This is a genomic window from Streptomyces sp. NPDC045021, assembly GCF_056432645.1.
This window is the reverse complement of sequence record NZ_JBWKIQ010000016.1, coordinates 20909-43924: the sequence shown is the minus strand read 5'-3', so window position 1 is coordinate 43924 and position 23016 is coordinate 20909. Positions and strand designations below refer to the sequence as shown.

22 protein-coding genes and 1 pseudogene are annotated in these 23016 nt (G+C 71.6%); 11 read left to right on the top strand and 12 right to left on the bottom strand.

From position 1 onward, the window contains the following. Positions 1 to 16 precede the first annotated feature (16 nt). Positions 17 to 1345: a glucarate dehydratase family protein gene (locus tag AC07DC_RS35235; protein WP_478918598.1), complete on the top strand. Its 1329-nt coding sequence runs from the start codon at positions 17 to 19 to the stop codon at positions 1343 to 1345. Positions 1346 to 1457: 112 nt separating this feature from the next. On the opposite strand, the gene AC07DC_RS35230 is transcribed toward AC07DC_RS35235, so the two are convergent. Genes AC07DC_RS35230 through AC07DC_RS35220 form a run of 3 tightly spaced genes read right to left on the bottom strand, consistent with a single transcriptional unit; the run spans position 1458 to position 4402 of the window. Then, on the bottom strand, positions 1458 to 2396 hold the full coding sequence (locus AC07DC_RS35230; RefSeq protein ID WP_478918596.1) for an MBL fold metallo-hydrolase: 939 nt from the start codon (positions 2394 to 2396) through the stop codon (positions 1458 to 1460). Between the two features lie 40 nt (positions 2397 to 2436). Beyond that, positions 2437 to 3834, bottom strand: a complete 1398-nt coding sequence (locus tag AC07DC_RS35225; RefSeq protein ID WP_478918594.1) for a GntP family permease — start codon at positions 3832 to 3834, stop codon at positions 2437 to 2439. A 37-nt stretch (positions 3835 to 3871) separates the two neighbouring features. Continuing rightward, positions 3872 to 4402: a gluconokinase gene (locus AC07DC_RS35220; protein ID WP_478918592.1), complete on the bottom strand. Its 531-nt coding sequence runs from the start codon at positions 4400 to 4402 to the stop codon at positions 3872 to 3874. A 115-nt stretch (positions 4403 to 4517) separates the two neighbouring features. On the opposite strand from AC07DC_RS35220, the gene AC07DC_RS35215 reads away from it, so the two are divergent. After that, complete coding sequence (locus AC07DC_RS35215; protein ID WP_478918591.1) at positions 4518 to 5225, top strand: FadR/GntR family transcriptional regulator; 708 nt, start codon at positions 4518 to 4520, stop codon at positions 5223 to 5225. A gap of 84 nt (positions 5226 to 5309) precedes the next feature. Further along, entirely contained in the window at positions 5310 to 6191 is an 882-nt protein-coding gene (locus tag AC07DC_RS35210) for a hypothetical protein (RefSeq protein WP_478918589.1), read from the top strand. An 11-nt stretch (positions 6192 to 6202) separates the two neighbouring features. On the opposite strand, the gene AC07DC_RS35205 is transcribed toward AC07DC_RS35210, so the two are convergent. Then, positions 6203 to 6643 carry a MarR family winged helix-turn-helix transcriptional regulator gene (locus AC07DC_RS35205; protein WP_478918588.1) on the bottom strand — a complete coding sequence of 147 codons (441 nt, stop codon included), beginning with the start codon at positions 6641 to 6643 and terminating at the stop codon, positions 6203 to 6205. 150 nt (positions 6644 to 6793) lie between these two features. Between AC07DC_RS35205 and AC07DC_RS35200 the strand changes: the two genes are divergently transcribed. Together AC07DC_RS35200 and AC07DC_RS35195 are read left to right on the top strand one after the other, a co-directional pair. Then, entirely contained in the window at positions 6794 to 8326 is a 1533-nt protein-coding gene (locus tag AC07DC_RS35200) for an MFS transporter (protein ID WP_478918586.1), read from the top strand. Between the two features lie 40 nt (positions 8327 to 8366). Then, positions 8367 to 9290: an NADP-dependent oxidoreductase gene (locus AC07DC_RS35195; protein WP_478918585.1), complete on the top strand. Its 924-nt coding sequence runs from the start codon at positions 8367 to 8369 to the stop codon at positions 9288 to 9290. Between the two features lie 55 nt (positions 9291 to 9345). Here AC07DC_RS35195 and AC07DC_RS35190 read toward each other — a convergent pair whose 3' ends face one another. The 6 genes and pseudogenes from AC07DC_RS35190 to AC07DC_RS35165 form a co-directional block, all read right to left on the bottom strand. Further along, on the bottom strand, positions 9346 to 9672 hold the full coding sequence (locus AC07DC_RS35190; RefSeq protein ID WP_478918584.1) for a DUF202 domain-containing protein: 327 nt from the start codon (positions 9670 to 9672) through the stop codon (positions 9346 to 9348). A 3-nt stretch (positions 9673 to 9675) separates the two neighbouring features. After that, positions 9676 to 10101, bottom strand: coding sequence for a YidH family protein (locus tag AC07DC_RS35185; protein ID WP_478918583.1), 426 nt, complete (start codon positions 10099 to 10101; stop codon positions 9676 to 9678). Positions 10102 to 10240: 139 nt separating this feature from the next. After that, positions 10241 to 11917, bottom strand: a complete 1677-nt coding sequence (locus AC07DC_RS35180) for a DUF6345 domain-containing protein (protein ID WP_478918582.1) — start codon at positions 11915 to 11917, stop codon at positions 10241 to 10243. Positions 11918 to 11998: 81 nt separating this feature from the next. Beyond that, positions 11999 to 12541, bottom strand: coding sequence for an NUDIX hydrolase (locus AC07DC_RS35175; RefSeq protein ID WP_478918753.1), 543 nt, complete (start codon positions 12539 to 12541; stop codon positions 11999 to 12001). A 27-nt stretch (positions 12542 to 12568) separates the two neighbouring features. Beyond that, positions 12569 to 12967: pseudogene (locus AC07DC_RS35170) on the bottom strand (ASCH domain-containing protein); the annotation flags it as partial. A 62-nt stretch (positions 12968 to 13029) separates the two neighbouring features. Further along, positions 13030 to 14166, bottom strand: coding sequence for an ABC-2 transporter permease (locus tag AC07DC_RS35165; RefSeq protein WP_478918581.1), 1137 nt, complete (start codon positions 14164 to 14166; stop codon positions 13030 to 13032). 132 nt (positions 14167 to 14298) lie between these two features. Here AC07DC_RS35165 and AC07DC_RS35160 point away from each other — a divergent pair, with 132 nt between their 5' ends. From AC07DC_RS35160 to AC07DC_RS35150, 3 genes are all read left to right on the top strand, one after another. After that, on the top strand, positions 14299 to 16056 hold the full coding sequence (locus AC07DC_RS35160) for an acyclic terpene utilization AtuA family protein (protein ID WP_478918579.1): 1758 nt from the start codon (positions 14299 to 14301) through the stop codon (positions 16054 to 16056). Between the two features lie 112 nt (positions 16057 to 16168). Then, on the top strand, positions 16169 to 16342 hold the full coding sequence (locus tag AC07DC_RS35155) for a hypothetical protein (RefSeq protein ID WP_187144815.1): 174 nt from the start codon (positions 16169 to 16171) through the stop codon (positions 16340 to 16342). 96 nt (positions 16343 to 16438) lie between these two features. Further along, on the top strand, positions 16439 to 17407 hold the full coding sequence (locus AC07DC_RS35150) for a pirin family protein (protein ID WP_478918578.1): 969 nt from the start codon (positions 16439 to 16441) through the stop codon (positions 17405 to 17407). A gap of 36 nt (positions 17408 to 17443) precedes the next feature. Here the strand turns inward: AC07DC_RS35150 and AC07DC_RS35145 are convergent, their stop codons facing one another. Continuing rightward, complete coding sequence (locus AC07DC_RS35145; protein ID WP_478918576.1) at positions 17444 to 18037, bottom strand: TetR/AcrR family transcriptional regulator; 594 nt, start codon at positions 18035 to 18037, stop codon at positions 17444 to 17446. Positions 18038 to 18128: 91 nt separating this feature from the next. On the opposite strand from AC07DC_RS35145, the gene AC07DC_RS35140 reads away from it, so the two are divergent. Both AC07DC_RS35140 and AC07DC_RS35135 read left to right on the top strand, forming a co-directional pair. After that, positions 18129 to 19349, top strand: a complete 1221-nt coding sequence (locus AC07DC_RS35140; protein ID WP_478918575.1) for an alpha/beta hydrolase family protein — start codon at positions 18129 to 18131, stop codon at positions 19347 to 19349. Positions 19350 to 19438: 89 nt separating this feature from the next. Next, positions 19439 to 19831, top strand: a complete 393-nt coding sequence (locus AC07DC_RS35135) for a nuclear transport factor 2 family protein (protein WP_478918574.1) — start codon at positions 19439 to 19441, stop codon at positions 19829 to 19831. 188 nt (positions 19832 to 20019) lie between these two features. Here the strand turns inward: AC07DC_RS35135 and fahA are convergent, their stop codons facing one another. Further along, a complete protein-coding gene (gene fahA, locus AC07DC_RS35130; protein ID WP_478918572.1) occupies positions 20020 to 21297 on the bottom strand; it encodes a fumarylacetoacetase in 1278 nt (425 codons plus the stop codon). A gap of 244 nt (positions 21298 to 21541) precedes the next feature. Between fahA and AC07DC_RS35125 the strand changes: the two genes are divergently transcribed. Next, positions 21542 to 23014: an SDR family NAD(P)-dependent oxidoreductase gene (locus AC07DC_RS35125; protein ID WP_478918571.1), complete on the top strand. Its 1473-nt coding sequence runs from the start codon at positions 21542 to 21544 to the stop codon at positions 23012 to 23014. Positions 23015 to 23016 lie beyond the last annotated feature (2 nt).

Genomic DNA, 23016 nt, shown 5'->3' with positions numbered 1-23016 from the left:
CCTAGCCTCTGGACTTATGGGTGAACGGTATTCACATACGCAGACAACAGCGGACGTCGGGGCACTGACGGTGACGGAGGTCAGGCTCACCCCGATCCTGATCGCCGACCCGCCGCTGCTCAACACCCAGGGCGTGCACCAGCCGTTCACCCCCCGGCTGGTCATCGAGGTCGTCACGGCCGACGGCACGGTCGGACTCGGCGAGACCTACGGCGACAGCCGGTACCTGGAGCTCGCCGCGCCCCTGGGCAAGGCACTGCCCGGCCATGCGGTCAGCGATCTGAACGGGCTGTTCACGCTCGCCGAGCGGGTCTGCGGCGACCCGGACGACGTCTCCGACTCCGTCGACGTCGGCGGGCTGCGTGGGGTGCAGACCGCCGACAAGCTGCGGCTCTCCGTCATCTCCGGCTTCGAGGTCGCCTGCCTCGACGCGCTGGGCAAGATCCTCGGCCTGCCCGTGCACGCCCTGCTCGGCGGCAAGGTCCGCGACACCGTCGAGTACAGCGCGTACCTCTTCTACCGCTGGGCGCACCACCCCGGCGCGGACACACCGCGGGACGACTGGGGCGCCGCGCTCGACCCCGCGGGAGTCGTCGCCCAGGCCCGCCGCTTCGCCGACACGTACGGCTTCGCGTCCTTCAAGCTCAAGGGCGGTGTCTTCCCGCCCGACGAGGAGATCGCCGCCGTCAAGGCGCTGGCCGAGGCGTTCCCCGGGCAGCCGCTGCGGCTGGACCCCAACGGCGCCTGGTCCGTGGAGACCTCGCTGCGGGTCGCCGCCGAGCTCGGCGACGTCCTCGAATATCTGGAGGACCCGGCCAGCACCACCGCCCGCATGGCGGAGGTCGCGGCCGGCACCGACGTGCCGCTCGCCACCAACATGTGCGTGACGACCTTCCCGGAGATCCGGGAGGCCTTCGCGACGGGCGCCGTCCAGGTCGTGCTCTCCGACCACCACTACTGGGGCGGGCTGCGCAACACCCGCGAGCTGGCCGCGATCTGCCGCACTTTCGGCGTCGGCCTGTCCATGCACTCCAACACGCACCTGGGGATCAGCCTCGCCGCCATGACGCACGTGGCCGCGACCGTCCCCAATCTCGACTACGCCTGCGACTCCCACTACCCCTGGCAGACCGACGACGTCATCACGTCCCGGCATGTCTTCACCGACGGCCGTCTCACCGTCTCCGACGCGCCCGGCCTCGGCGTCGAACTCGACCGGGACGCCCTCAAGGTGCTCCACCAGCGCTGGCTGGACGACGACGGCACGATGCGGGACCGCGACGACGCGGCCGCGATGCGCGAGGCCGACCCGCAGTGGCGGACGCCGTCCGTGCCGCGCTGGTGACACTGCGGCCGGGCGGCACCTCACGACCCGTGCAGCTCCCACTGGGGCCGCACGGCACCTCACGACCCGTGCAGCTCCCGCTGGGGAAGCCGCACGGTCCGCCGGAAGGGCTCTACGCGTGGCACGCCACCGGCACGCCGCCGTTCATCTCCGCCATGTCGGCGAACGCCGCCGCCACGTCCAGCGGGGCACCCGGCGCGATGCCGTCGAGTTCGGCGTAGACGCGGTGGAGGTTGGCGACCAGGCGCTCGGACTCGCGGAGTTGCGCGAAGGTGCCGAGGTCGGCGGCGCGGGCGGTCTCCAGCGGGGTGTGGCCGGCGGCGCGGCCGGTGTCCGCCAGGCAGCCGAGGTTGCGCAGATAGCGCTCCATGGTGTCGTAGACGCCGGGGTCGGTGACCGGGCCGTGCCCGGGGACGACGATCTCGGCGTCCAGCGACCGCAGCAGGTCCAGCGCGCGCAGTGACCCGGTCAGGGACCCCATCAGGATGAAGGGGGTGCCGCCGTTGAAGACCAGATCGCCGGTGAAGACGATGCGCTGGCGCGGCAGCCACACGATGGTGTCGCCCGGTGTGTGGGCCACTCCCGGGTGGAACAGCCGTACTTCCGAGCCGGCCGTGTGCAGCCGCATCGACTCGGAGTACGTGATGGTGGGTGCGGTGATCTGGATGTCGCCGTAGTCGACGTCGGGCCAGACGCCGTGCAGCTGGCGGCCGGCGGCGAGTAGCTCCCGGCGGCACGCGGTGTGCCCGACGACGGCCGAGCCGCCCGCCGCGAACAGCCCGTTGCCGTAGGTGTGGTCGCCGTGGTGGTGGGTGTTGACGACGTACTCCGGGTGCGGTGCGCCGGCCGCCGCGATGGCGTCCCGCAGCAGCCGGGCGCGGCGCTCGGTGGCGGCGGTGTCCACGAGCAGCGTGCTCTCGCCGTCGCTGACGAAACCCGCGTTGCTCAGGCACCAGCCGCCGTCGGGCTGGCAGAACGCATGGACGTCCGGAGCCAGTTCCATGAGATACGGCTCCGTGCCGGTCGTATCGACAATCGCCGTCGTGCCCATGCGTGCCCTCCCCAGGACGGTCCTCTGACGCCGCCTCGCGCTACAGGACGAGCGAGAGCAGCAGGACGAAGCCTAGGGCCACCACGGAGATCACTGTCTCCATCGTCGACCAGGACTTGAGCGTCTGCGGCACATCCATCCCGAAGTACTCCTTCACGAGCCAGAACCCGGCGTCGTTGACGTGCGAGAAGAAGAGCGAACCGGCGCCGACGGCGAGGACCAGCAGCGCGGCATGTGTTGTCGACATATCTGCTGCCAGCGGTGCCACCAGGCCCGCCGCGGAGATCGTCGCGACGGTCGCCGAGCCGGTGGCGACCCGGATGAGGACGGCGATCAGCCAGGCGAGCAGCAGTGGCGAGATGTTCCAGCTGTCGGACCAGTCGAGGATCATGTTGCCGACCCCGGCGTCGATCAGCGTCTGCTTGAACCCGCCGCCCGCGCCGACGATGAGCAGGATGCCGGCGATCGGGGCGAGCGACTTCTCGACCGTCGAGGAGATCCGTTCCTTGGTGAACCCGGCCGCGCGGCCCATGGTGAACATGGCCAGCACGACGGCGGCGAGCAGGGCGATCAGCGGAGTGCCGACCACGTCGAAGATCCGGAAGGCCAGGCTCTGCTTGTCGTCCACGATGACGTCCACCAGCGCTTTGGCGAGCATCAGCGCCACCGGCAGCAGCATCGTGCACACCGTCGCGGCGAAGCTGGGGCGCCGCTCCAGGTCGTCGGAGGCACGGGCCGGCGTGAGGTTCTCCGGCGGGGCGACCTTCACCCAGCGGTCGGCTATCCGGCCGAACAGCGGCCCCGCGATGGCGACGGTGGGCAGCGCGACGAGGACGCCGAGCGCCAGGGTGGTGCCGAGGTCGGCGTGAATGGAGTCGATCGCGGCGAGCGGGCCGGGGTGCGGCGGCACCAGGCCGTGCATGACGGAGAGCCCGGCCAGCGCCGGGATACCGACCCGCATCAGCGAGTAGTTGCCGCGCCTGGCGACCAGCAGCACGACGGGGATCAGCAGCACGATGCCGACCTCGAAGAAGAGCGGCAGCCCGATCAGGGCCGCGATCAGCGCCATCGCCCACGGCATCCGCCGCTCGCTGGTACGGGCCAGGATGGTGTCGACGATCTGGTCCGCGCCGCCCGAATCCGCCAGCAGCTTGCCGAGGATGGCGCCGAGCGCGATGAGCACGCCGACCCCCGCGACCGTCGAGCCGAGACCGGTCGTGAAGCTCGTGACGGTCTTCGCCAGCGGTGCGCCCGCCACCACGCCGAGCACGCAGGAGCCGATGGTGAGGGCGAGGAAGGCGTGCACCTTCCAGCGGGTGATCAGCACAATGATGACGGCGATGCCGACCAGCGCGGCGATGCCGAGCCGGGTGTCACCGGCGGAGGTGATGGGTGGCGCGGTCGTCGCGGCCAGCAGCTCGACGCTGAGTGCAGACACGTTCGTAACTCCAGGGGGGCAGAGGCGGATGTGGGGGTCAGCGGGGGAGTGCGGCGTACGCGCGCTCGGCGATCTGCTGCGGGCCGCCGTCGATCGTGACGACGGCTCCGGCCTCCTCTGCATCCAACGGTTCGAGGGCTTCGAACTGGGAGCGCAGCAGGCCGGCCGGCATGAAGTGCTCCATGCGGGCCGCGAGGCGCGCGGCGATCAGCTCGGGCGCCCCGTCCAGGTGCAGGAAGAACAGCCGGGAGGCGTCGGCGCGGAGCCGGTCGCGGTAGCGGCGCCGCAGGGCGGAGCAGCTGACCACACCGCCCAGGCCGTCGCGTTCGGTGATCCAGGCCGCGATGGCGTCCAGCCACGGCTCGCGGTCGGTGTCGTCCAGCGGGTGGCCGGCCGACATCTTGGCGATGTTCGCCGGCGGGTGGAAGTCGTCCGCCTCGGCGTAGGGGACGCCCAGCCGTTGGGCGAGCAGGCCGCCGACCGTCGACTTGCCCGATCCGGACACGCCCATCACGACGACGACCGGGGGGCTCAGCTGCGGCCGGTGCTGCGCGGGTGCGGCAGTCATGCGCTCGTGCCTCCTTGTGCAAGCGGCTGGCACCAATAAACGCCATAGGTACTACTTATTCAAGGCCTCGATATGAAAACGTCATACCAAGGTGGTGGCGCATAGGCTGTCGTCCATGCCTCAGCAGGGAGAGAGCGGCGGCCTGCACGCCCGCGTACTGGCCGAACTCGGTCCCGCCATCGCCTCGGGCGAGTACCCGCCCGGCACAGTGCTGCGCATCGACGAACTCGAAGCGCGGTACGGGGTGTCGCGCACCGTCGTCCGCGAGGCCGTCCGTGTCCTGGAGGCCATGCATCTGGTCGAGACGCGCCGCCGGGTCGGCGTCACCGTGCGGCGCACCGAGGAGTGGAACGTCTTCGACCCGGCCGTCATCCGCTGGCGGCTGGCCGGTGCGGACCGCCCCCGCCAGCTGCGCTCGCTGACGATGCTGCGCACCGCCGTCGAGCCGGTGGCCGCCGGACTCGCCGCGCTGGCCGCGACCCCGGGGCAGTGCAGGGAACTGACGGTGCTCGCGTCCGACATGGCCGCGGCCGGCCGTGCCGCGGACCTGACCGAGTACCTGGTGCACGATGTCGCCTTCCACCGCGTCATGCTCCAGGCCTCGGGCAACGAGATGTTCGCCCGGCTCGGCGATGTCGTGGCCGAGGTGCTGACCGGCCGCACCGAGCACCACGTGATGTTCGCCGCCCCCGATCCCGAGGCGGTCACGCTGCATGTCCGGGTCGCGGAGGCGGTCCGGGCGCGGGACGTGGCGGGTGCGGAGAACCTGATGCGGGAGATCTGCGTGGGCGCGCTGCGCGAACTGGACATCCTCGCGCCGTAGCCAAGGCTGTTGCCGTAGCAGTGGCGGTGGCTGAGGCTGGAAAACCGGATGACCCGGGCGACCGGTGGTGATCCACTGGGGCGTATGTCCGCCCGACCGCCCGCCCCGCCGCAGCCGTACCGCTGGAACCTCGCCATGTCCGCGGGCGCCGGCCCGGACCGGCTCGGCACGCTCACCGAGGGCGCGCCACCGGTCAGGCTCCGCTACCTGCCGACGCTCACCGAATGCGCCGCGAAGGTGCTGGCCCGCTCCGGCGGCGCCGACCTGTGCTTCGTCGGGCGCTCGCTGGACAGCATGTACGACCTGCTGACCGGCGCCTTCGAGGGCTCGTCGTGGGAGGGCCGGCTGCTGCGGCTCCCCGTCTCGTGCACCAGCGACCGGGAGTGGACGCCCGCGATGCGGGCGCGCTTCCGCGAGCACCTCGCCTCAGCGGGGCTCGACCCGTACGCGCTGGCCCGCCGTAAGCGGCCGGTCGCCCTTGTCGACGTCGTCTTCCGGGGCAACACCTTCGACACCCTGCACCGCGCGCTCGCCGGCTGGATCGAGGAGAGCCGCGAGCCGTGGCCGGTGATCCGCCGCAAGCTGCGCTACGTGGGCGTCACCCAGCGGGGCAGGACCAGCCCCGGCCACTGGCGCTGGCAGCAGGACGCGTCACGCCCGTGGGTGCGTACGCTGCCCGCCGGCCATGTGGTCAACGTGTCGCTCGACCCCGGGACCTGGTCGTGGTTCGGCGACCATCAGCCCAAGGTGCACAGCTGGTTCCCGGCCGTCCGCTGGTTCGACGAGGACGCGGGCGAGCCCTGGTACCACCCGTCGCTGCCGGCCGCGCTCGCCGAATCGCTGGCGCTGGTCGCGGCGGGCCGCACCCGCGCGGTACGCGACGACCTGGTCCGTGTCCTCGGGCGGGAGCCCGGTTTCGCGGGCCGTGAGGTGCGCGCGCTGGCGGCGGCGCTGCGCCGCCGCTGACACCGGAGCCGTCAGGCGTTGTTCTCCATCGCCGGGCGCAGCCGCTCCAGCAGGGCGTAGAGCGTCGCGCTCTCGTCCGCGTCCAGGGTGTCCAGCGCGCCGTGCGTCGCCTGCATCTCCTCGCGCACCCGCCGGATGGTGTCGCGGCCCTCGTCGGTCGCCACGACGTTCTTGACCCGTCGGTCGGCGGGGTCCGCCTCGCGGCGGACGAGCGAACGCGCCTCCAGCCGGTCCACGATCCCGGTGACGTTCGAGGCGTCGCACACCAGCAGCGCCGCGAGACCGCGCATCGGCAGCGGTCCGTCGAGCTGGGCGAGGACCTTGGCCTGGGTGGAGGTGAGGCCGTGGTGGGCGGCGGCGGCCGCGAAATCCCGCCACTGGGCGGTGCCGATGGCGGCGAGCAGCTCCAGGAGCTCGAGCTTGGTCGGGACGTTCGGGGTGGTGGCGCTCATGGGTCGAGTGTACTCAAGATGCTTGACGACATCAATCATTAACTTGACGTCCTTAACTATTGAGGTCTACCGTCTGTCGAGTTGCTTGATGACATCAAGCATCAACGTTGTGAAGCACTGATGTGAAGCAATGAGAAGGACCTGCCAGCCATGAGCCAAGCCACCACCGCACCCGCCGAAGCCGGGCACCGGAACGAGACGGTCATCGTCTTCGCCCTGAGCCTGGCCGCCATGGTCGTGTCGATGATGCAGACCCTGCCCGTCCCGATCCTGGGCCTGATCCGCAACGACCTCGGCACCTCGACCGCCAACGTCAGCTGGGTGACCACCGCGACCCTGCTCTCCGCCGCCGTCTTCACCCCGCTGCTCGGCCGCTTCGGCGACCAGCACGGCAAGAAGCCGACCCTGGTGGCCGTACTCGGCGTCATGGTCGCGGGTTCCGTCATCGCCGCCCTGGCGACCTCCCTGCCGCTGCTGATCCTCGGCCGGGTGCTCCAGGGCGCCGCCACCGCGATCTTCCCGCTGGCCCTGTCGGTGCTGCGCGAGGAGGTCCGCCCGCAGAAGCTTCCCGGCGCGATGGCGCTGGTCAGCGGCACCCTCGCCTTCGGCAGCGGCCTCGCCCTGGTCGCCACCGGCCTGCTCACCTCCGGCCCCGACGCCGACTACCGCAACGCCTTCTGGATGGCGACCGGCTTCGCCGTCCTCGCCCTGCTCGCGGTCGTCACGCTGGTCCCCGCGACCCGCCACAAGACCGGCGGCCGCACCGACATCCTCGGCGCGCTCACCCTCGGCATCGCCCTCCTGCTGCTCCTGCTGCCGATCTCGCAGGGCCACGAATGGGGCTGGGCCTCCGGCCGCACGCTGGGCAGCTTCGCCGGCGCCGTCGTCATGGGCGCCGTCTGGGTGCTGACCGAGCTCAAGGTCCGCGAGCCGCTCGTCGACATGCGGATGTTCGTCCACCGCCCGGTGCTGATGGCCAACCTCGCCGGAATTCTCGTCGGCTTCGGCATGTTCGCGAACTTCCTGGGTGTCTCCTACCTCGTCCAGATGCCCAAGGCGATCACCGGCTACGGCTTCGACGCGTCCATCCTCCGGGCCTCCGTCGAGTTCCTGCTGCCCGGCGCGATCGTCTCGCTGCTCGCCTCGCCCATCGGCGGCCGTCTCGTCCGGCACCGCGGCCCGCGTGTCGTGCTCGGCCTGGCCGCCGTGCTGGGAGCCGCCGGCTTCGCCTGGCTGGCCCTCGACCACAGCCACACCGCCTCGGTGATCGGCGCCGGCCTCATCGTCGGTGCGGCCGTCAGCTTCGGCTACGCGGCCATGCCCGCCGTCATCATGGCGAGCGTCCCGCACCACCAGAGCGGCATCGCCAACGGCATCAACTCGATCTCCCGCTCCACCGGCAGCGCGATCGGCAGCGCCGTCGTCACCACGATCCTGGCGTCCAAGACCATCGAGCACCTGCCCGCCGGGGTCCCGGCGCTGCCCGCCGAATCCGGGTTCAGCCTCACCTTCGGGATCGCGGCCGTCTCCTTCGCCCTGGTCGGGCTGGTCAGCTGGCTCGGCTTGCGAAGCAACCACGGACCCCGGACCGTCGAGGTGACGGCCTCCGCAGCCGGTACCGCCCCGTCCCCCCTCAAGGTGGCCGAGCAGCCCGCCGCGGCCGACAAGGCCGGCGTCGTCTGATCCCCGCCCGATCCCCCCACGGCGTACAGGAGTCATAATCATGAAGGCCGTCAGTTACCGCAGCTACGGAGGGCCCGAGGCCCTGGAGTACGGCGAGCGCCCCGACCCCAAGGTCGGACCGGACACCGTACTGATCAAGGTCAGGGCCGCGGCCGTCAACCCGGTCGACTGGAAGGCACAGGCCGGATACCTCGACTCGATGCTCGACGCGGTCTACCCCGTCATTCCGGGCTGGGACGTGTCCGGAGTCGTCGTCAGGACCGGTCCTGACGTCCCCGAGTTCCAGGAGGGCGACGAGGTCATCGGCTATGTACGTGAGGACTTCCTGTCCCGCGGCACCTTCGCCGAATACGTCGGCGCCCCGGTCCGTACGCTGGCCCGCAAGCCGTCCAACCTCACCTTCGAGCAGGCCGCGGGCCTCCCGCTGGCGGGCCTGACCGCCTACCAGGCGCTCATCGGCGAGCTGAACGTGGGCAAGGGCGACACCGTCCTCATCCACGCCGCGGCCGGCGGCGTCGGCTCCATGGCCGTCCAGATCGCCAAGCACCTCGGTGCCCGGGTGATCGGCACCGCGGGCGAGCGCAACCACGACTATCTGCGCGGGCTGGGTGCGGAGCCGGTGACCTACGGGGACGGCCTCGCCGACCGCGTACGGGCGCTGGCCCCGGACGGCGTGCACGCCGTGCTGGACCTGGTCGGCGGCGACGCCCTGACCGTCTCCCTTGGCCTGCTCGTCGACAGCGACCGGCTGGTCTCCATCGCGGATCCGGCGGTCCTGGGCATGGGCGGCCGGTTCCAGTGGGTCCGCCCGGACGCCGCGGACCTCTCGGCGCTCAGCGACCTCGCCGAGGCCGGTGTGATCACCGTGGAGGTCGCCGCCAAGTTCCCGCTGGAGCGGGCGGCCGACGCGCAGCGGCTCAGCGCCGAGGGCCACACCCGCGGCAAGATCGTCGTCACGGTCTGAGCCGCGGCCGAGGTCGCCGCCGGGTCCAGCGGTCCCGACGGCGCAGGCCCGGACGTCACCACAGCACGGCCGCACCGAAGACGGCCAGCGCCACCGTGCACCCCACCACCGCCACGGCCGCCCGTGAAGTCATCACGGGCGGCCGCGGCGCGTCCATGAGGCGGATCCGCTGCTGGGCGAGGAGCAGGAAGGCGAGCCAGACCAGGGCGCCGAGCGCCACCCCGACGATCCCCACGCCCGACAGGCCCCGGTGGACGGCCTGCCGGCCCGCGAGCACCGCGGCGACCGCGCACGACAGGGTCGTACGCCGCCACGCCAGCCGGGTCCGCTCCGGTTGCAGACCGGGATCGCGGTCCCGTACCCCCTCCGGCCCGCCGGACACGGCCTAGCCCGCCCGGCCGAGCAGCACGATCGCCACCATCACCACCGCGATGCCGGCCACCAGCACGGCCAGCAGCGTCGGGAAGCGGGAGAGCGGCAGGTCCTCCTTGCGGCGCATGGCGCGCTCGCAGCGCACCCAGTAGTTGACGGCCCGCACCGCGCACATCGCGCCGCCCGCCAGCAGCGCCAGCGCGAAGACGACCCGAACCGTCCGCGGCAGGTCCGGCAGGAACTGGTCCACCGCGAAACCGCCGCCGATCAGCGCCAGCGCGGTCCGGATCCAGGCCAGGAACGTGCGCTCGTTGGCCAGCGAGAACCGGTAGTCGGGCGTCTCGCCCTCCGCCTGCACCCGCGACGGGGCGAACCACAGCCCGACCGCCGACACCCCGGCCCGCAGCCTGTCGGGCAGCGCCCGTACGAAGACGATCACCCGGTCACTCTACGTCCGGACCCGGTGCCCGACCCGGTGCCGGATCCGTACACGCGGTGTCCGGCAGGTGTCCGCCGTGTGCGCGCCGGCACGTCGTGACGGGGGCCGGAGCGGCTCCGGCCCCCGTCTGTCGGGTGGGTCAGCGGGCGAGCGGCGCGATCACCCAGCGGCGGGTCACGAAGCCGCCCTCCGGGCCGATCTCGATGAGCTTGCGGGCGGCCGGATAGGCCTGGTTGCCCTCGATCTCGTAGCCGACCTGCGTCGTGCCGGGCACGTCACGGGACTCGATCCGCTCCGCGCCGGACTGCGATCCGCCCTGTGCCCCCGCCCGGCTCCGCGCAGCGGACCGCGTCGAGCCCTGCGGGCCGACGGCCGCATGGGCCGACAACTCGGCGAGCAGCCGCTGCTGTGCGGCGGCCAGGGCGCTCTGCGGGTCGGCGGGCGACGGCGGGGCCGCCTCGCGGGCCGATCCGCGCGCACCGGGCTCCGGCTCGGTGATCAGCGAGGTGAGGTGCCCGCTGCCGCCGGTCTGCCTGCGGGTGGAGATCATGGCCTGGACGACGGTGCCGTCGTTGTCCACCGACACCCGTATCTCGCCGCGGCCGGGAGTGATGACCGGCATGCCGTGGAACGCCTGGCGGAAGGTCACCAGGGTCTCCACCGTGCGGGGTTCACCGATCTCCCCGTCCTTGCTTCCGGAGTTCTCCATCAGGTCGTGGACGCTGTCGACGACCAGCTCGGCGCCGTCCGCGTGCTGCTGGGCGAAGACCCGGGCCGTCGCGATCGCGTGCTCGGTGGAGATCCGCTGGGTGTTGCGGCGGTTGGGTTCCGCGAGCCTGGCCCACCGCACGGCCCCGGGGCCGGTGGAGATGTGCCGGTCGCCGGAGGTGGCGCTCAGCACGCCCTGCCGCTCCACCTGGATCTCGGAGAGCGCGGCCTCGGGGAACTGCGCGACCTGGCCGAGCGCGGCCAGCTCGCTGCTCGGCTCGCGCGGGGCGAGCTGGATCAGCTGCGGCTCGCCCGGCAGCCGCATCAGCGGCTCGCGGATCGCGTCGCGGGCGTAGTACCAGCGCCAGGCGTACCAGTTGTCCGCGACATGGTCGCGGGAGAAGGCGCGCTCGGTGTTGAGCCGGTTGACCGCCTCGTCCTGGGTGGTGCCGGAGGCGGCGACCGACGGGGCCTGGTGGGTGGAGATCTCCCAGCTGGCGTTGAGCCAGGCGTCGGCGAAGGTCTGCCCGCCGCGCCAGTACTTCCAGAAGTTCGCGCCGTAGTTCGGGTCGTCGACGCTCGTGGACTCGAAGCCGAAGATCATGCGGAAGCCGAGGTTCGGCGTGCCCCACGTACGGACCGGGCTGTGCCCGTCGAGCACCCGCAGCGAGTTGCAGGTGGACCAGAAGACGTAGTTCGCCTTCTCGTTGCCGAGCCGCATGGAGGACGACAGAGCGTCACTGCGGTTGTCCCACGTGCCGCCCAGCGGCGCGATGAACGTGCCGTCGTTGTACATGCCCCCGTGGCCCGAGTGGTAGACGGCGGTGACCGCGTCCATGCCGTAGCGGTCCTGCCAGTTGTCGTTCGCCTCCTCGTACGCCCAGACCTTGACGCCGTCGTCCGCGAACCAGAAGTTGCGGTCGTAGAACTGCTGGAGATACGCCAGCCAGCCGGTGGCGTCCTCATGCGTGTAGGTGAGGGTGACCTGGTTCACGAAGTGCTCGACACTGAACGCACCCCACCATCCGAAGGTGGCGTCCCGGGGCGTTTCGCCCGGCTTGCCGAGGTCGAGGGGCGACGGACCGCGGTCGGAGTAGATCATGCGCATGGTGGTTCCCCTATCCCTTGGAGGGGGCGCAGCGTGTCACTGCGACAGGGCGTCCACCAGCGCGTATTTCAGCCAACACGGCTACGCCACAGGAGGCCTCCCACGCCACTCGCGCAGCCTGTGGAACGCGTCGAGGCCGTCCGGGACCCACTCCCATTCGGCCAGCCGCCGCTCCAGTTCACCGTCGGTGAGGAAGGCGTGCCAGGCGACCTCCTCGACCTGCGGGGAGACCGGGAGTTCGCACCGCACCTCGTACACCTGGGACCACCAGGAGTGCCCGTCGTCCTCGTAGAGGAACTTGAACAGCGGTACGGGCTGCGGGAGTCCCGACACCCCCAGCTCCTCCTCGGCCTCCCGCAGCGCGGCCTCGTCGTACGTCTCGCCGGCCCCGACGACCCCGCCCACGAACATGTCGTGGAGCGAGGGGAAGACCAGCTTCACCGCGGTGCGGCGGTGCACGAACGTCCGCCCCTCGCCGTCCTTCACCAGGACGAACGCGCAGCGGTGCCGCAGCCCGCGCGCGTACGCCTCGGCCCGCCGCTCCTGCCCGACGACCTCGTCGTTCTCATCGACGATGTCCAGCAACTCGTCCGCGGAGCGCGGCTGCGCGGGCGCACCGGTCACCGGGTCGAGGCGTGCCACGACGCGGAACCGCTCCGCGACGACCAGGGTCGCGTCGTTGACGGTGAAATCCGGGTCGCCGAGCGCCTCGCGCATCTCCCGGCCGTGCCAGAACCCCTCGTGGTTCGCCCGCCATTCGGCGACGGTGCGGTCGCCCTCCCCCTCGTCCACCGCGTGCGCCAGATCGACCTCGGCGAGCGGCAGGACGCGGACCTCCGTGACCTCCAGCACGGCCACCGGCCGGCCCGCCGAATCGATCAGAGCGGACCGCTCACCCACGACGGGCAGCGCGTCGCCGCAGTGCTCGTAGTCCACGACGAGCCCGGTCGTGGAGGTCTTCGCCCCCGACAGGACCGCGGCGACCAACCGGTCGCGCAGCAGTCCGGGGAAGCCGAGTTCGAACGGCGGGAGATCAGCGTGGGAGGCCATGGGCCCACCCTAGGAGCGTAGGAGCGTAGGAGCGTAGGAACCCACGGGCCCACGGGCCGACCCTAGGACGGTTCCTGGCCGGCGCCGCCGGGGCCGGCCGCGGCGCGGCGGTCGCGCACCACGACGGTGGCCATCGAGACGACGACACCGGCGAGCGCGTACGCGGCAAGTACCCACAGCGGGCCGGCCGTCGCGCTCCCGCCGAAGTACACGGTGTTGCGGACCGCCGTCGTGCCCGCGCCCGGCGGCAGGGACTGCCCGATCGCACTCCAGAACCGCGGCAGCAGCGACGCCGGATAGACACCGCCCGCGCTCGGATTGCCCATCACGACGAAGAGCAGGATCGACAGCCCGATGCCGATGATCCCGAAGAGCGTCTGCAGGGCGGTGGTGACGGCGGCGGCCGCGAAGACCACCAGCGCGCCGATCGCCCACAGCGCCACGAAGTGGCCGGTCAGCGCCGAGAACACCGGATCCACGATGATCGCCCCGCCCAGCCCGGAGACCACCGAGAAGAGCGCGAGGGTGCCGAGCCGGATCGCCGTACGGTGCCGGTTGACCGGCCGGGCGCCGCCCGCCACACCCAGGATCGACGCGGTCAGATAGCCGCCCACCACCCAGCCGATGACCAGGTAGAACGAGCTCAGCCCGCGGCCGTCCTCCTTGTTGGGGGCCTTGATGTCGGTGACGGTCACCTGCCGGTGCTGGGTCCTCTCGACGCTCTGCGCGATCTGCGCGGCGGTCTGGGACACCGAGGGGCCGCCCGCGGAGGCCACCAGCAGCGAGTCGGTCTTCCCCGTCGGGTTGATGAGGATCGCGGCGTCCACCGTGCGGTTCATGATCTGCCGCCGCGCCTCGGCCTCGTCGGCCACCGCGACCGCCTTCACCGGCTCGCCCGGCAGGGCGTTGAGCTGCGCGACCACCTTGCCCGCCACCTGCGCCGGCGCCACGACGGCGGCCGGGATCCGGTGCGGGGTGGGGGAGTGGAACGCGCCCAGGTACGACACGATGAACGCCAGCTGGATCAGCAGACCTCCGACGACCAGCAGGAACGCCCGGAAGCTGATCGCGTCCCGCAACTCGGCCGCGAAACCGCCCGACCCGTCCGCCAGCGCCGGAACGCCACGCGAGGCGCCGGAATCCGAGGCGGTGGAGGGTGTTTCGTCCGGCGGCGGAGGGGTCGTCCCAGCAGAGGTCATGCACGAACGTTAGGCGGCCTACGCTTCCGACGCGAGAGGGGGTGCTCCGTACGGGCCCCTTGCCGGTTGGCCATTGCACGCGAAATGCTGCGCGCGGCCACCACTGCCCAGCACCGACCAGGAGTGACCGTCATGCCGGCACCGTTCGACGTCCTGCGTATCGCCAACTGCTCGGGCTTCTACGGCGACCGGCTGTCCGCCGCCCGCGAGATGGTCGAAGGCGGTCCAATCGACGTATTGACCGGCGACTACCTCGCCGAACTGACGATGCTGATCCTGTGGAAGGCGCGGCAGCGCGACCCCGAGGCCGGCTACGCCGTCTCTTTCCTCGCCCAGATGCACGAAGTGCTCGGCAGCTGCCTGGAACGCGGCATCAAGGTCGTCGTCAACGCGGGCGGCCTCAACCCGGCCGGGCTCGCCGCCAAACTCGGCGAACTCGCCGCACTCGGCGGCCTCCACCCCACCATCGCCCACCTGGAGGGCGACGACCTCCTCGACCGCCTCCCCGAGCTGCGCGAGAAGGGCCACGGGTTCGCGAACCTGTCCACCGGCCGGCTGCTCGCCGACTCCGGCATCGAACCCGTCACCGCCAACGCCTACCTCGGCGGCTGGGGCATCGCCCGCGCGCTGCGCGCCGGCGCCGACGTGGTCATCTGCGGTCGGGTCACCGACGCCGCACTCGTCACCGGGCCGGCCGCCTGGGCCTTCGACTGGGCGCTCGACGACTGGGACCGGCTCGCCGGGGCGGTCGCCGCGGGCCACATCATCGAATGCGGGGCCCAGGCCACCGGCGGCAACTTCTCCTTCTTCACCGAGATCGAGTACCCCGTGCACCCCGGCTTCCCCATCGCCGAGATGCACCCCGACGGCTCCTGCGTCATCACCAAGCACGAGGGGACCGGCGGCGCCGTCACCGTCGACACCGTCACGGCGCAGCTGCTGTACGAGATCGAGCGTCCGGCGTACCTGAACGCCGATGTCGTCGCCCGCTTCGACACCCTGCGACTGGAGCAGGAGGGCCCCGACCGGGTCCGTGTCACCGGCACCCGCGGCGAGCCCGCGCCCGACACTCTCAAGGTCTGCCTCAACTACCTCGGCGGCTACCGCAACAGCGCCACCTTCGTCCTGACCGGCCTCGACATCGAGGCCAAGGCACGGTTCGCGGAGGCCTCGCTGCTCGACGCGACGGGCGGAAGCGACCGCTTCGACGAGTTCGACCTGCGGATGGAACGGCCCGCCGCCGACACCGCCCGGCTGACCCTGACCGTCAAGGACCCCGACCGCGACAAGGTCGGCCGCGCGCTGTTCACCGCGGTCGCGGGCACGGCGCTGGCCAGCTACCCCGGCTTCTACCTGGAACAGGCGTCCCCGAGGCCCACCGAGTACGGGGTGTACTGGCCCGCCCTGATCACCGCGGACGAGGTGCCGGCCGAGGTCGTCCTGGCCGACGGCGCCCGCCTGGCGGTGCCGAGGCCGCCGACGGTGGCGCGAGTGCGTCAGGAGCGGCCGGCCTCCGTCTCCGAGCCACGTCCGTCCCTGTCGGCCGGCCCCACCGTCCGGGCCCCGCTCGGCCGGCTGGTCGGCGCCCGCTCCGGCGACAAGGGCGGCGACGCCAACATCGGGCTCTGGGCCCGCACCGACGAGGCGTACGCCTGGCTCAGCGCCCACCTCGGCGTAGACGAGCTGCGGCTGCTGCTCCCGGAGGCCGCCGAGCTGGAGGTCGTCCGCTACGAGCTGCCCAACCTGCGCGCCCTCAACTTCGTGCTGCACGGCCTGCTCGGCGAGGGCGTCGCCGCCTCCACCCGCCCCGACCCGCAGGCCAAGAGCCTGGGCGAGTATCTGCGGGCCCGCCCCGTCGACATCCCCATGGATCTTTTGCCTGGCGTGTAGACAACTTTGCCCGGCACGGAGATCTCTTTGCCCAAGTGCTGACGGTCCGCTGCGTACCGTGGGAACCGGCCCACCGCAAGAGGCGGACGGGCGTTGGTGAGGGGGCATTCCGATGGACCAGTCAATTCTGCACAAGGCGATCTTCCTGCTGCGCGACTGCCACGAGTCCGAGCAGCAGGTGGTCACCCGGCTCAAGGACTACTTCCCCGACCTCGACCTCAGCGCCCGCGAGCGGTACACCAGCGAGGCGATGGACCTGGTCCACGGAGTGCACCCCGGCATCTGACGGGCGTCTGACTGGCATCTGACGGGCATCCGACGTACGAGACGTCTTCGCGGCGGGTTCGCGGCGGTCGGCGGGCCGGTGCGGGATGATCGGCGCATGAGCAACCTCGATGTGAAGCCCGCACCGACCGTGTGCGGCGGCCGCGAAGACGTCTCGGCCGAGCCCGTCCGCGAGCTCCTCACCGCGCGCACCGTCACCCTCGGTGAGAGCACCCAGGTACGGCGCCTCCTGCCGAACCTGGGCCGCCGGATGATCGGCGCCTGGTGCTTCGTCGACCACTACGGACCCGACGACATCGCTCGCGAGTCCGGGATGCAGGTCCCGCCGCACCCGCACATGGGCCTGCAGACGGTGAGCTGGCTGCACGACGGCGAGGTGCTGCACCGCGACAGCCTCGGCAGCCTGCAGACCGTACGCCCCCGCGAGCTGGGACTGATGACCTCCGGCCGGGCCATCTCGCACTCCGAGGAATCGCCGCGCGACCACCCCCGGATCCTGCACGGCGCCCAGCTCTGGGTCGCCCTCCCGGAGGCCCACCGCAACACCGCGCCGGCCTTCGAGCACCACGCCGATCTGCCGGTCGTCACCGGAGGCGGTGGTCTGCAGGCCACCGTCATCATGGGCGAACTGGACGGCGCCGTCTCACCGGGCACCACCCACACCCCACTGGTCGGCGCCGACCTCGCCCTGGCAGCGGGCACCGACACCCGGCTGCCGCTCCGCCCCGACTTCGAGTACGCGGCCCTGACGATGTCCGGCGAGGCCGAGGTCGACGGCGTCCGCCTCGTCCCCGGCTCGCTGCTCTACCTGGGCTGCGGCCGCCGCGAACTCGCCATCCGCGCCGACGTGGACAGCGGCCTGATGCTCCTGGGCGGCGAGCCCTTCGAAGAGAAGATCGTCATGTGGTGGAACTTCGTCGGCCGCACCGGCGACGAGATCGCGCAGGCCCGTGCGGAGTGGATGACCGGCTCCCGCTTCGGGGATGTGAGGGGCTACGACGGCGCCCCGCTGCCCGCCCCTGATCTGCCGCCCGTGCCCCTGAAGCCGCGGGGACGGGTGCGCTGAACTGCGCCTGGGGGCCAGGGGTTCAGGTGCGCTCGCTCAGGCCGTTCCCGGCTCACCCGCGTCGCTGAGTAGTCTGTCCACGAGGAGTTCGGGGTAGCCGGTGGCCGGTGGGTCGATGCCGAAGATCGCTCGTAGGTAGAGCGGTGCGATGAGCTGGTCGAGGATCTGTTCGAGGGGCGGGGGGTTCTCGCCGCGGGCCGCGGCCCGCTCACGGATGCGCTCGATGGCGTGGATCCGGCGTTCGAAGTGTTGCGCACGTTCCCCCTGCGCCTGGGCGCTGCCCGGCATCGACAGGGCGACGGCCCGCACAAGGAGCCGGCCTTCAGGTTTACGGATGCTCATGACTCCGGCTTCCGCCCAGGCGATGAGGTCGCCGCGCAGGGTGCCGGTGTCCGCGAGCGGCCAGTCGCGTTCGAGCCGCTCGACGACCACGTCGGCCAGGAGCGCCTCACGGCAGCCCCATCGCCGGTAGATGCTGGTGTGGTTCACCCCGGCGCGCTGCGCGATCGCGGGAATGGTCAGGTCCGCGCCCCCGGGGTCGGACAGCAGGTCGATGACCGCCTGATGGACGTCCGAGCGGACCTGCTCGGAGCTCTTACGGGTGCGGGGAGTCGGCTGTTTCGAGGTCACCCCCACATCGTAAGCACAAACATTTGCTTCCCGGTGCTCGCAAGGTCTACAGTTGCGGCGCACGCACAGATCTGTGCTTAAGGAGATGGTGATGAAGCAGCTGCTGTTCCCGAACAACCCTCAGTTCTGGTACGAGACCCTGCGCTCGATGAGTCACATCGCCTACGGCGGAGCCGATTTCGGCGAGGTCGTCTCCACGAGCGAGCGCATCGTCGAGGGCGACTATGACAGCTGGCACACCGAGTGGCTCGCGACGGCCGACCGGGTGGCCGACGAGGCCCGGAAGGCTCTGGACACCGGTCACACGGTCAGCGCCCGGGACGGGTTCCTGCGGGCCTCGAACTACTACCGGTCGGCCGAGTTCTTCCTGCACGGTCACCCCTGCGACCCGCGCCACGACCACGCCTACGACCGCAGCGTGGCCTGCTTCCAGGCAGCCGCCGCGCTCTGCACCCCGCGCATCGAACCGGTCCGCATCCCGTACGAGGACACCACGCTGCCCGGCTACCTCTACCGGGCCGACACCACCGGCGCACCCCGGCCGACCCTGATCATGCACAGCGGCTTCGACGGCACCGCCGAGGAACTTCACTTCAGCGGCGCGCTGGCGGCCGTGGAGCGCGGCTACACCGTGCTGACCTTCGACGGCCCCGGACAGCCCGGACCGCGCCACCGCGAGGGGCTGGTCTTCCGCCCCGACTGGGAGAACGTCATCACCCCCGTCGTCGACTTCGCCGAAACCCTCCCCGAAGTCGACAACAGCCGTATCGCACTGCTCGGTTCCAGCATGGGCGGCGTGCTCGCCCCCAGGGCGGCGGCCTTCGAACACCGCCTGGCCGCACTGATAGCCGTCGACGGCGTCTACGACCTCGGCCAGGTATCCGTCCGCAACATCCCCGGTGACCGCGACGAGGCCGAACGGCTCCTGCGCGCGGACCGCGCCCCCGAACTCGACGCCCGCTTCGAGCAGATCCTGGCCCAGGACGCCACCGCCCGCTGGGCGATCAACCACGGCATGTACGTCATGGGCGTGGACACCCCCCGGGCCTTCAGCGCCTCCTACCTCGACTACACCCTCCAGGACGGCATCGCCGAACAGATCCAGTGCCCCACCCTCGTCTGTGACGCCGCCGAGGACGAGTTCTTCAACGGCCAGCCCGAGCAGCTCTACCACCACCTGACCTGCCCCAAGACCCTCATGGTGTTCACCGCCGAGGAAGGCGCCGGCGCGCACTGCCACCCCGGCGCCATGCGCCTGTCCCTGGCCCGGATCTACGACTGGCTCGACGACACCCTCGCCACCACCGCCTGAACGAGCCGGACATCACCGGCCCGCCCCGATCACAGCTCCACTCACCCGACCGGCCCTTCCGGGCCGCCTCACACTCCCAGGGAATCCAGATGAACCGCACCGGTATCGAAGCCGCCCTCAACGACCTGCTCTTCAACCGCGACATCACCCTGGAGGAAGCCGCCGACCGCCACTTCACCCCCGGCTACCGGCAGCGAACGGACGGCGAGTGGGCCGACCGCACCGAGTTCCTCGACCACATCAACCACCTGCGCGGCATAGTCGCCGGCGGCACGGTCGAGGTCCACGACGAGCTGTACGACAACGGCAAGTACGCCGACCGGCACACCTGTCACATCACCAAGACCGACGGCACCACCGTCACCATGGAGGTCTACGTCTTCGCCGACCTCGCCCCGGACGGCCGCTTCCACCGCATCGAGGAAACCACCCTCATGCTCAAGGGCTCCGACGCCGACCGCACCATCGGCAGCGCGCGCTGAAAGACCGCGCCGTGGATGACCGGCTCCCGGTTCGGGGATGTGAGGGGCTATGACAGCGCTCCGCTACCCGCTCCAGAACTCCCGCCGGTCCCGTCTGAACCGCGCGGCCCGCGCCTGCTGGACATCGTCGGGACGATGTCCAGCAGGCGCGGCCGCGCGGTTGAAGAGGGCCGGCCGCGTTGCGACCGTCAGACGGTGGGGCGGGGCACGATACGTCCCGCCACCTCGCCGAAGCCCACGCGGGTACCGTTCGGGCCCGGTGCGGTCGCCGTGATGACGACCTCGTCGCCGTCGTCGAGGAACGTGCGCTCGCTGCCGTCCGCCAGTTTCAGCGGCTCCTGGCCGTTCCACGTCAGCTCGATGAGTGCGCCGCGCGTCTCGCGTTCCGGCCCGCTGATGGTGCCGGAGGCGAACAGGTCGCCGGTCCGCAGGGACGCGCCGTTGGCGGTCATGTGCGCGAGCATCTGCGCGTACGTCCAGTACATGGCGGCGAACGGCGGCCGGGAGATGACATGGCCGTTGAGCCGGACCTCCAGCGCGACGTCGAAGCCGGACGGCTCGGCCGCTGGGTCGCGGTCGTCGAGGTACGGGAGCGGCTCGACGTCGCGCTCCGGCGGGGTGGTGCGGGCCTGCGCGAGGGCGTCCAGCGGGACGATCCAGGGCGAGACCGACGTGGCGAAGGACTTGCCGAGGAACGGGCCCAGCGGCACGTACTCCCACGCCTGGAGGTCGCGGGCCGACCAGTCGTTGACGAGGCAGACGCCGAAGACGTGCTCGGCGGCGTCCGCGAGCGCGACCGGGCTGCCCAACTCGGACGGCGTGCCGACGACGAAGCCAAGCTCCGCCTCGATGTCCAGGCGGCGGGACGGGCCGAAGACCGGAACCGGGTCGGCCGGGGCCTTGCGCTGCCCGGACGGCCGGGTGATCGGGGTCCCGGAGACGACGATCGTGCCGGAGCGGCCGTGGTAGCCGATCGGCAGGTGCTTCCAGTTGGGCGTCAGCGGCTCGGAGCCGGGCCGGAAGATCCGGCCGAGGTTCGTCGCGTGGTGCTCGGAGGCGTAGAAGTCGACGTAGTCGGCCACCTCGAACGGCAGGTGGAGGGTGACCTCGGCGCGCGGCACCAGGCACGGTTCGACGGCCGCACGGAGCGTCTCGTCCGTCAGCCACCGGGTGATCGCGGCCCGCACCGCGGTCCACACCGGGCGGCCGGCTGCGAGCAGGGGGTTCAGCGAGGGGGCGGCGAGCGCCTCGAATCCGGCGGTCTCATCGGCCCCGGCGGGGCCGGCGAGCGCACCGAGCGCACCGACCGCGCGGGCTGCCGCGCCCGCGTCGAGAACGTGGTCACCGATGGCGACGCCGATCCGGCGCTGTTCCGGCCGGTCGGCGGTGGTGAAGACGCCGTACGGCAGGTTGTGGACGCCGAACGGGGAGTCGTCCGGGACGGTGAGCGGGCTGCTGGCGCTCAACTGGCCTCCAGGGAGAGAACGAACGTCCCGAGACTATCGCCCGTCTCAAGGAGCGGACGCGGGGGCCGGACGCGGGGGCCGGACGCGGAGGCCTGGCGACTCTCGGTCCCGGCCCGGGCACCGACAGTAGATACCGGGGCCGCTGACGGTCTCGAGTTTGGTGGTGCTACACGTGCGTACGTAGAGTTCCGCCTGACTCGGGTGGACTCGGGGCGGAACAGACGATCCAGAAGGCAGCAGTGGCATGACAGCGAGTGAACAGATGGAAGCCCAGAGCGAAGTTTCGGCGGGCATCGACCCGGCGCGCCTGGAGCTCTGCCTGAGCGTGCTCGCGGAGCTCGACGACCTGGACGTGGACCACCCGGACGCCATCGCCGTACGGCGCGCCACCGCGGGCATCTACCGCACGGTGAAGCAGCGCCGCCGCCAGGAGCGCCGCGCCTCGAAGACGGCGAACGACAAGGCCGTCACCGAGGCCACGGCCACCGGCGCGGCCGACCGTATCGACGACGAGACGCTGGGCAACATGCTCACGACGTCCACGACGACGGAGATCGCCGGCATCCTGGAGCGCCCCCGCTCCTGCTACATCTGCAAGACCCGTTACGTCCAGGTCGACGCGTTCTACCACCAGCTCTGCCCGCCCTGCGCCAAGGAGAACCGCGGCCGCCGCGACGCGCGCACGGACCTCACCGGACGCCGCGCGCTGCTCACCGGCGGCCGCGCGAAGATCGGCATGTACATCGCGCTGCGCCTGCTGCGCGACGGCGCGCACACCACCATCACCACCCGCTTCCCGAACGACGCGATCCGCCGCTTCAAGGCGATGCCCGACAGCGCGGAGTGGCTGCACCGGCTGAAGATCGTCGGCATCGACCTGCGCGACCCCGCCCAGGTGATCGCGCTCGCCGACGAGGTCGCCGCCGAGGGCCCGCTCGACATCCTGATCAACAACGCCGCGCAGACCGTCCGCCGCAGCCCCCGCGCGTACGCGGAGCTCGTCGCCGCGGAGCTCGCCCCGCTGCCGGCCGGCGAGCTGCCCTCGCGCACCGTCCTGGGCCACTTCGGCAGCGGCGCGCAGATCGCGCTGCCCGGCCCGTCGTCGGCCGGCCACGACGCCCTGACGCCCGAGTCGATCACCGCCCTGGCCCTGACCACCGGCTCCGCGACCCCGGCCCGCATCGAGGCCGGCACCGCCATCGACGCCGGCGGCCTCGTGCCGGACCTGGATGCCACCAACACCTGGATCCAGCGCGTCGAGGAGGTCGACCCGCTCGAACTCCTCGAAGTCCAGCTCTGCAACGTCACCGCGCCGTTCGTCCTGGTCAGCCGCCTGCGCCCGGCGATGGCCGCCGCCGCCTCGCGCCGCAAGTACGTCGTCAACGTCTCGGCGATGGAAGGCCAGTTCAGCCGCGGCTACAAGGGTCCGGGCCACCCGCACACCAACATGGCGAAGGCCGCCCTGAACATGCTCACCCGCACCAGCGCCCAGGAGATGCTGGAGACGGACGGCATCCTCATGACCGCCGTGGACACCGGCTGGATCACCGACGAGCGCCCCCACCCCGACAAGATGCGCCTCGCGGAGGAGGGCTTCCACGCGCCCCTCGACCTCGTCGACGGCGCCGCCCGCGTCTACGACCCCATCGTCCGCGGCGAACTCGGCGAAGACCTCTACGGCTGCTTCCTCAAGGACTACGCCCCGGCCGCCTGGTAACT

Excerpts from the sequence above, each read along its gene's own strand:
- AC07DC_RS35235 (WP_478918598.1), top strand. The coding sequence starts at position 17 with ATGGGTGAACGGTATTCACATACGCAGACAACAGCGGACGTCGGGGCA.
- AC07DC_RS35230 (WP_478918596.1), bottom strand. The coding sequence starts at position 2,396 with ATGGGCACGACGGCGATTGTCGATACGACCGGCACGGAGCCGTATCTC.
- AC07DC_RS35220 (WP_478918592.1), bottom strand. The coding sequence starts at position 4,402 with ATGACTGCCGCACCCGCGCAGCACCGGCCGCAGCTGAGCCCCCCGGTC.
- AC07DC_RS35215 (WP_478918591.1), top strand. The coding sequence starts at position 4,518 with ATGCCTCAGCAGGGAGAGAGCGGCGGCCTGCACGCCCGCGTACTGGCC.
- AC07DC_RS35210 (WP_478918589.1), top strand. The coding sequence starts at position 5,310 with ATGTCCGCCCGACCGCCCGCCCCGCCGCAGCCGTACCGCTGGAACCTC.
- AC07DC_RS35205 (WP_478918588.1), bottom strand. The coding sequence starts at position 6,643 with ATGAGCGCCACCACCCCGAACGTCCCGACCAAGCTCGAGCTCCTGGAG.
- AC07DC_RS35200 (WP_478918586.1), top strand. The coding sequence starts at position 6,794 with ATGAGCCAAGCCACCACCGCACCCGCCGAAGCCGGGCACCGGAACGAG.
- AC07DC_RS35195 (WP_478918585.1), top strand. The coding sequence starts at position 8,367 with ATGAAGGCCGTCAGTTACCGCAGCTACGGAGGGCCCGAGGCCCTGGAG.
- AC07DC_RS35180 (WP_478918582.1), bottom strand. The coding sequence starts at position 11,917 with ATGCGCATGATCTACTCCGACCGCGGTCCGTCGCCCCTCGACCTCGGC.
- AC07DC_RS35165 (WP_478918581.1), bottom strand. The coding sequence starts at position 14,166 with ATGACCTCTGCTGGGACGACCCCTCCGCCGCCGGACGAAACACCCTCC.
- AC07DC_RS35160 (WP_478918579.1), top strand. The coding sequence starts at position 14,299 with ATGCCGGCACCGTTCGACGTCCTGCGTATCGCCAACTGCTCGGGCTTC.
- AC07DC_RS35155 (WP_187144815.1), top strand. The coding sequence starts at position 16,169 with ATGGACCAGTCAATTCTGCACAAGGCGATCTTCCTGCTGCGCGACTGC.
- AC07DC_RS35150 (WP_478918578.1), top strand. The coding sequence starts at position 16,439 with ATGAGCAACCTCGATGTGAAGCCCGCACCGACCGTGTGCGGCGGCCGC.
- AC07DC_RS35140 (WP_478918575.1), top strand. The coding sequence starts at position 18,129 with ATGAAGCAGCTGCTGTTCCCGAACAACCCTCAGTTCTGGTACGAGACC.
- AC07DC_RS35135 (WP_478918574.1), top strand. The coding sequence starts at position 19,439 with ATGAACCGCACCGGTATCGAAGCCGCCCTCAACGACCTGCTCTTCAAC.
- AC07DC_RS35125 (WP_478918571.1), top strand. The coding sequence starts at position 21,542 with ATGACAGCGAGTGAACAGATGGAAGCCCAGAGCGAAGTTTCGGCGGGC.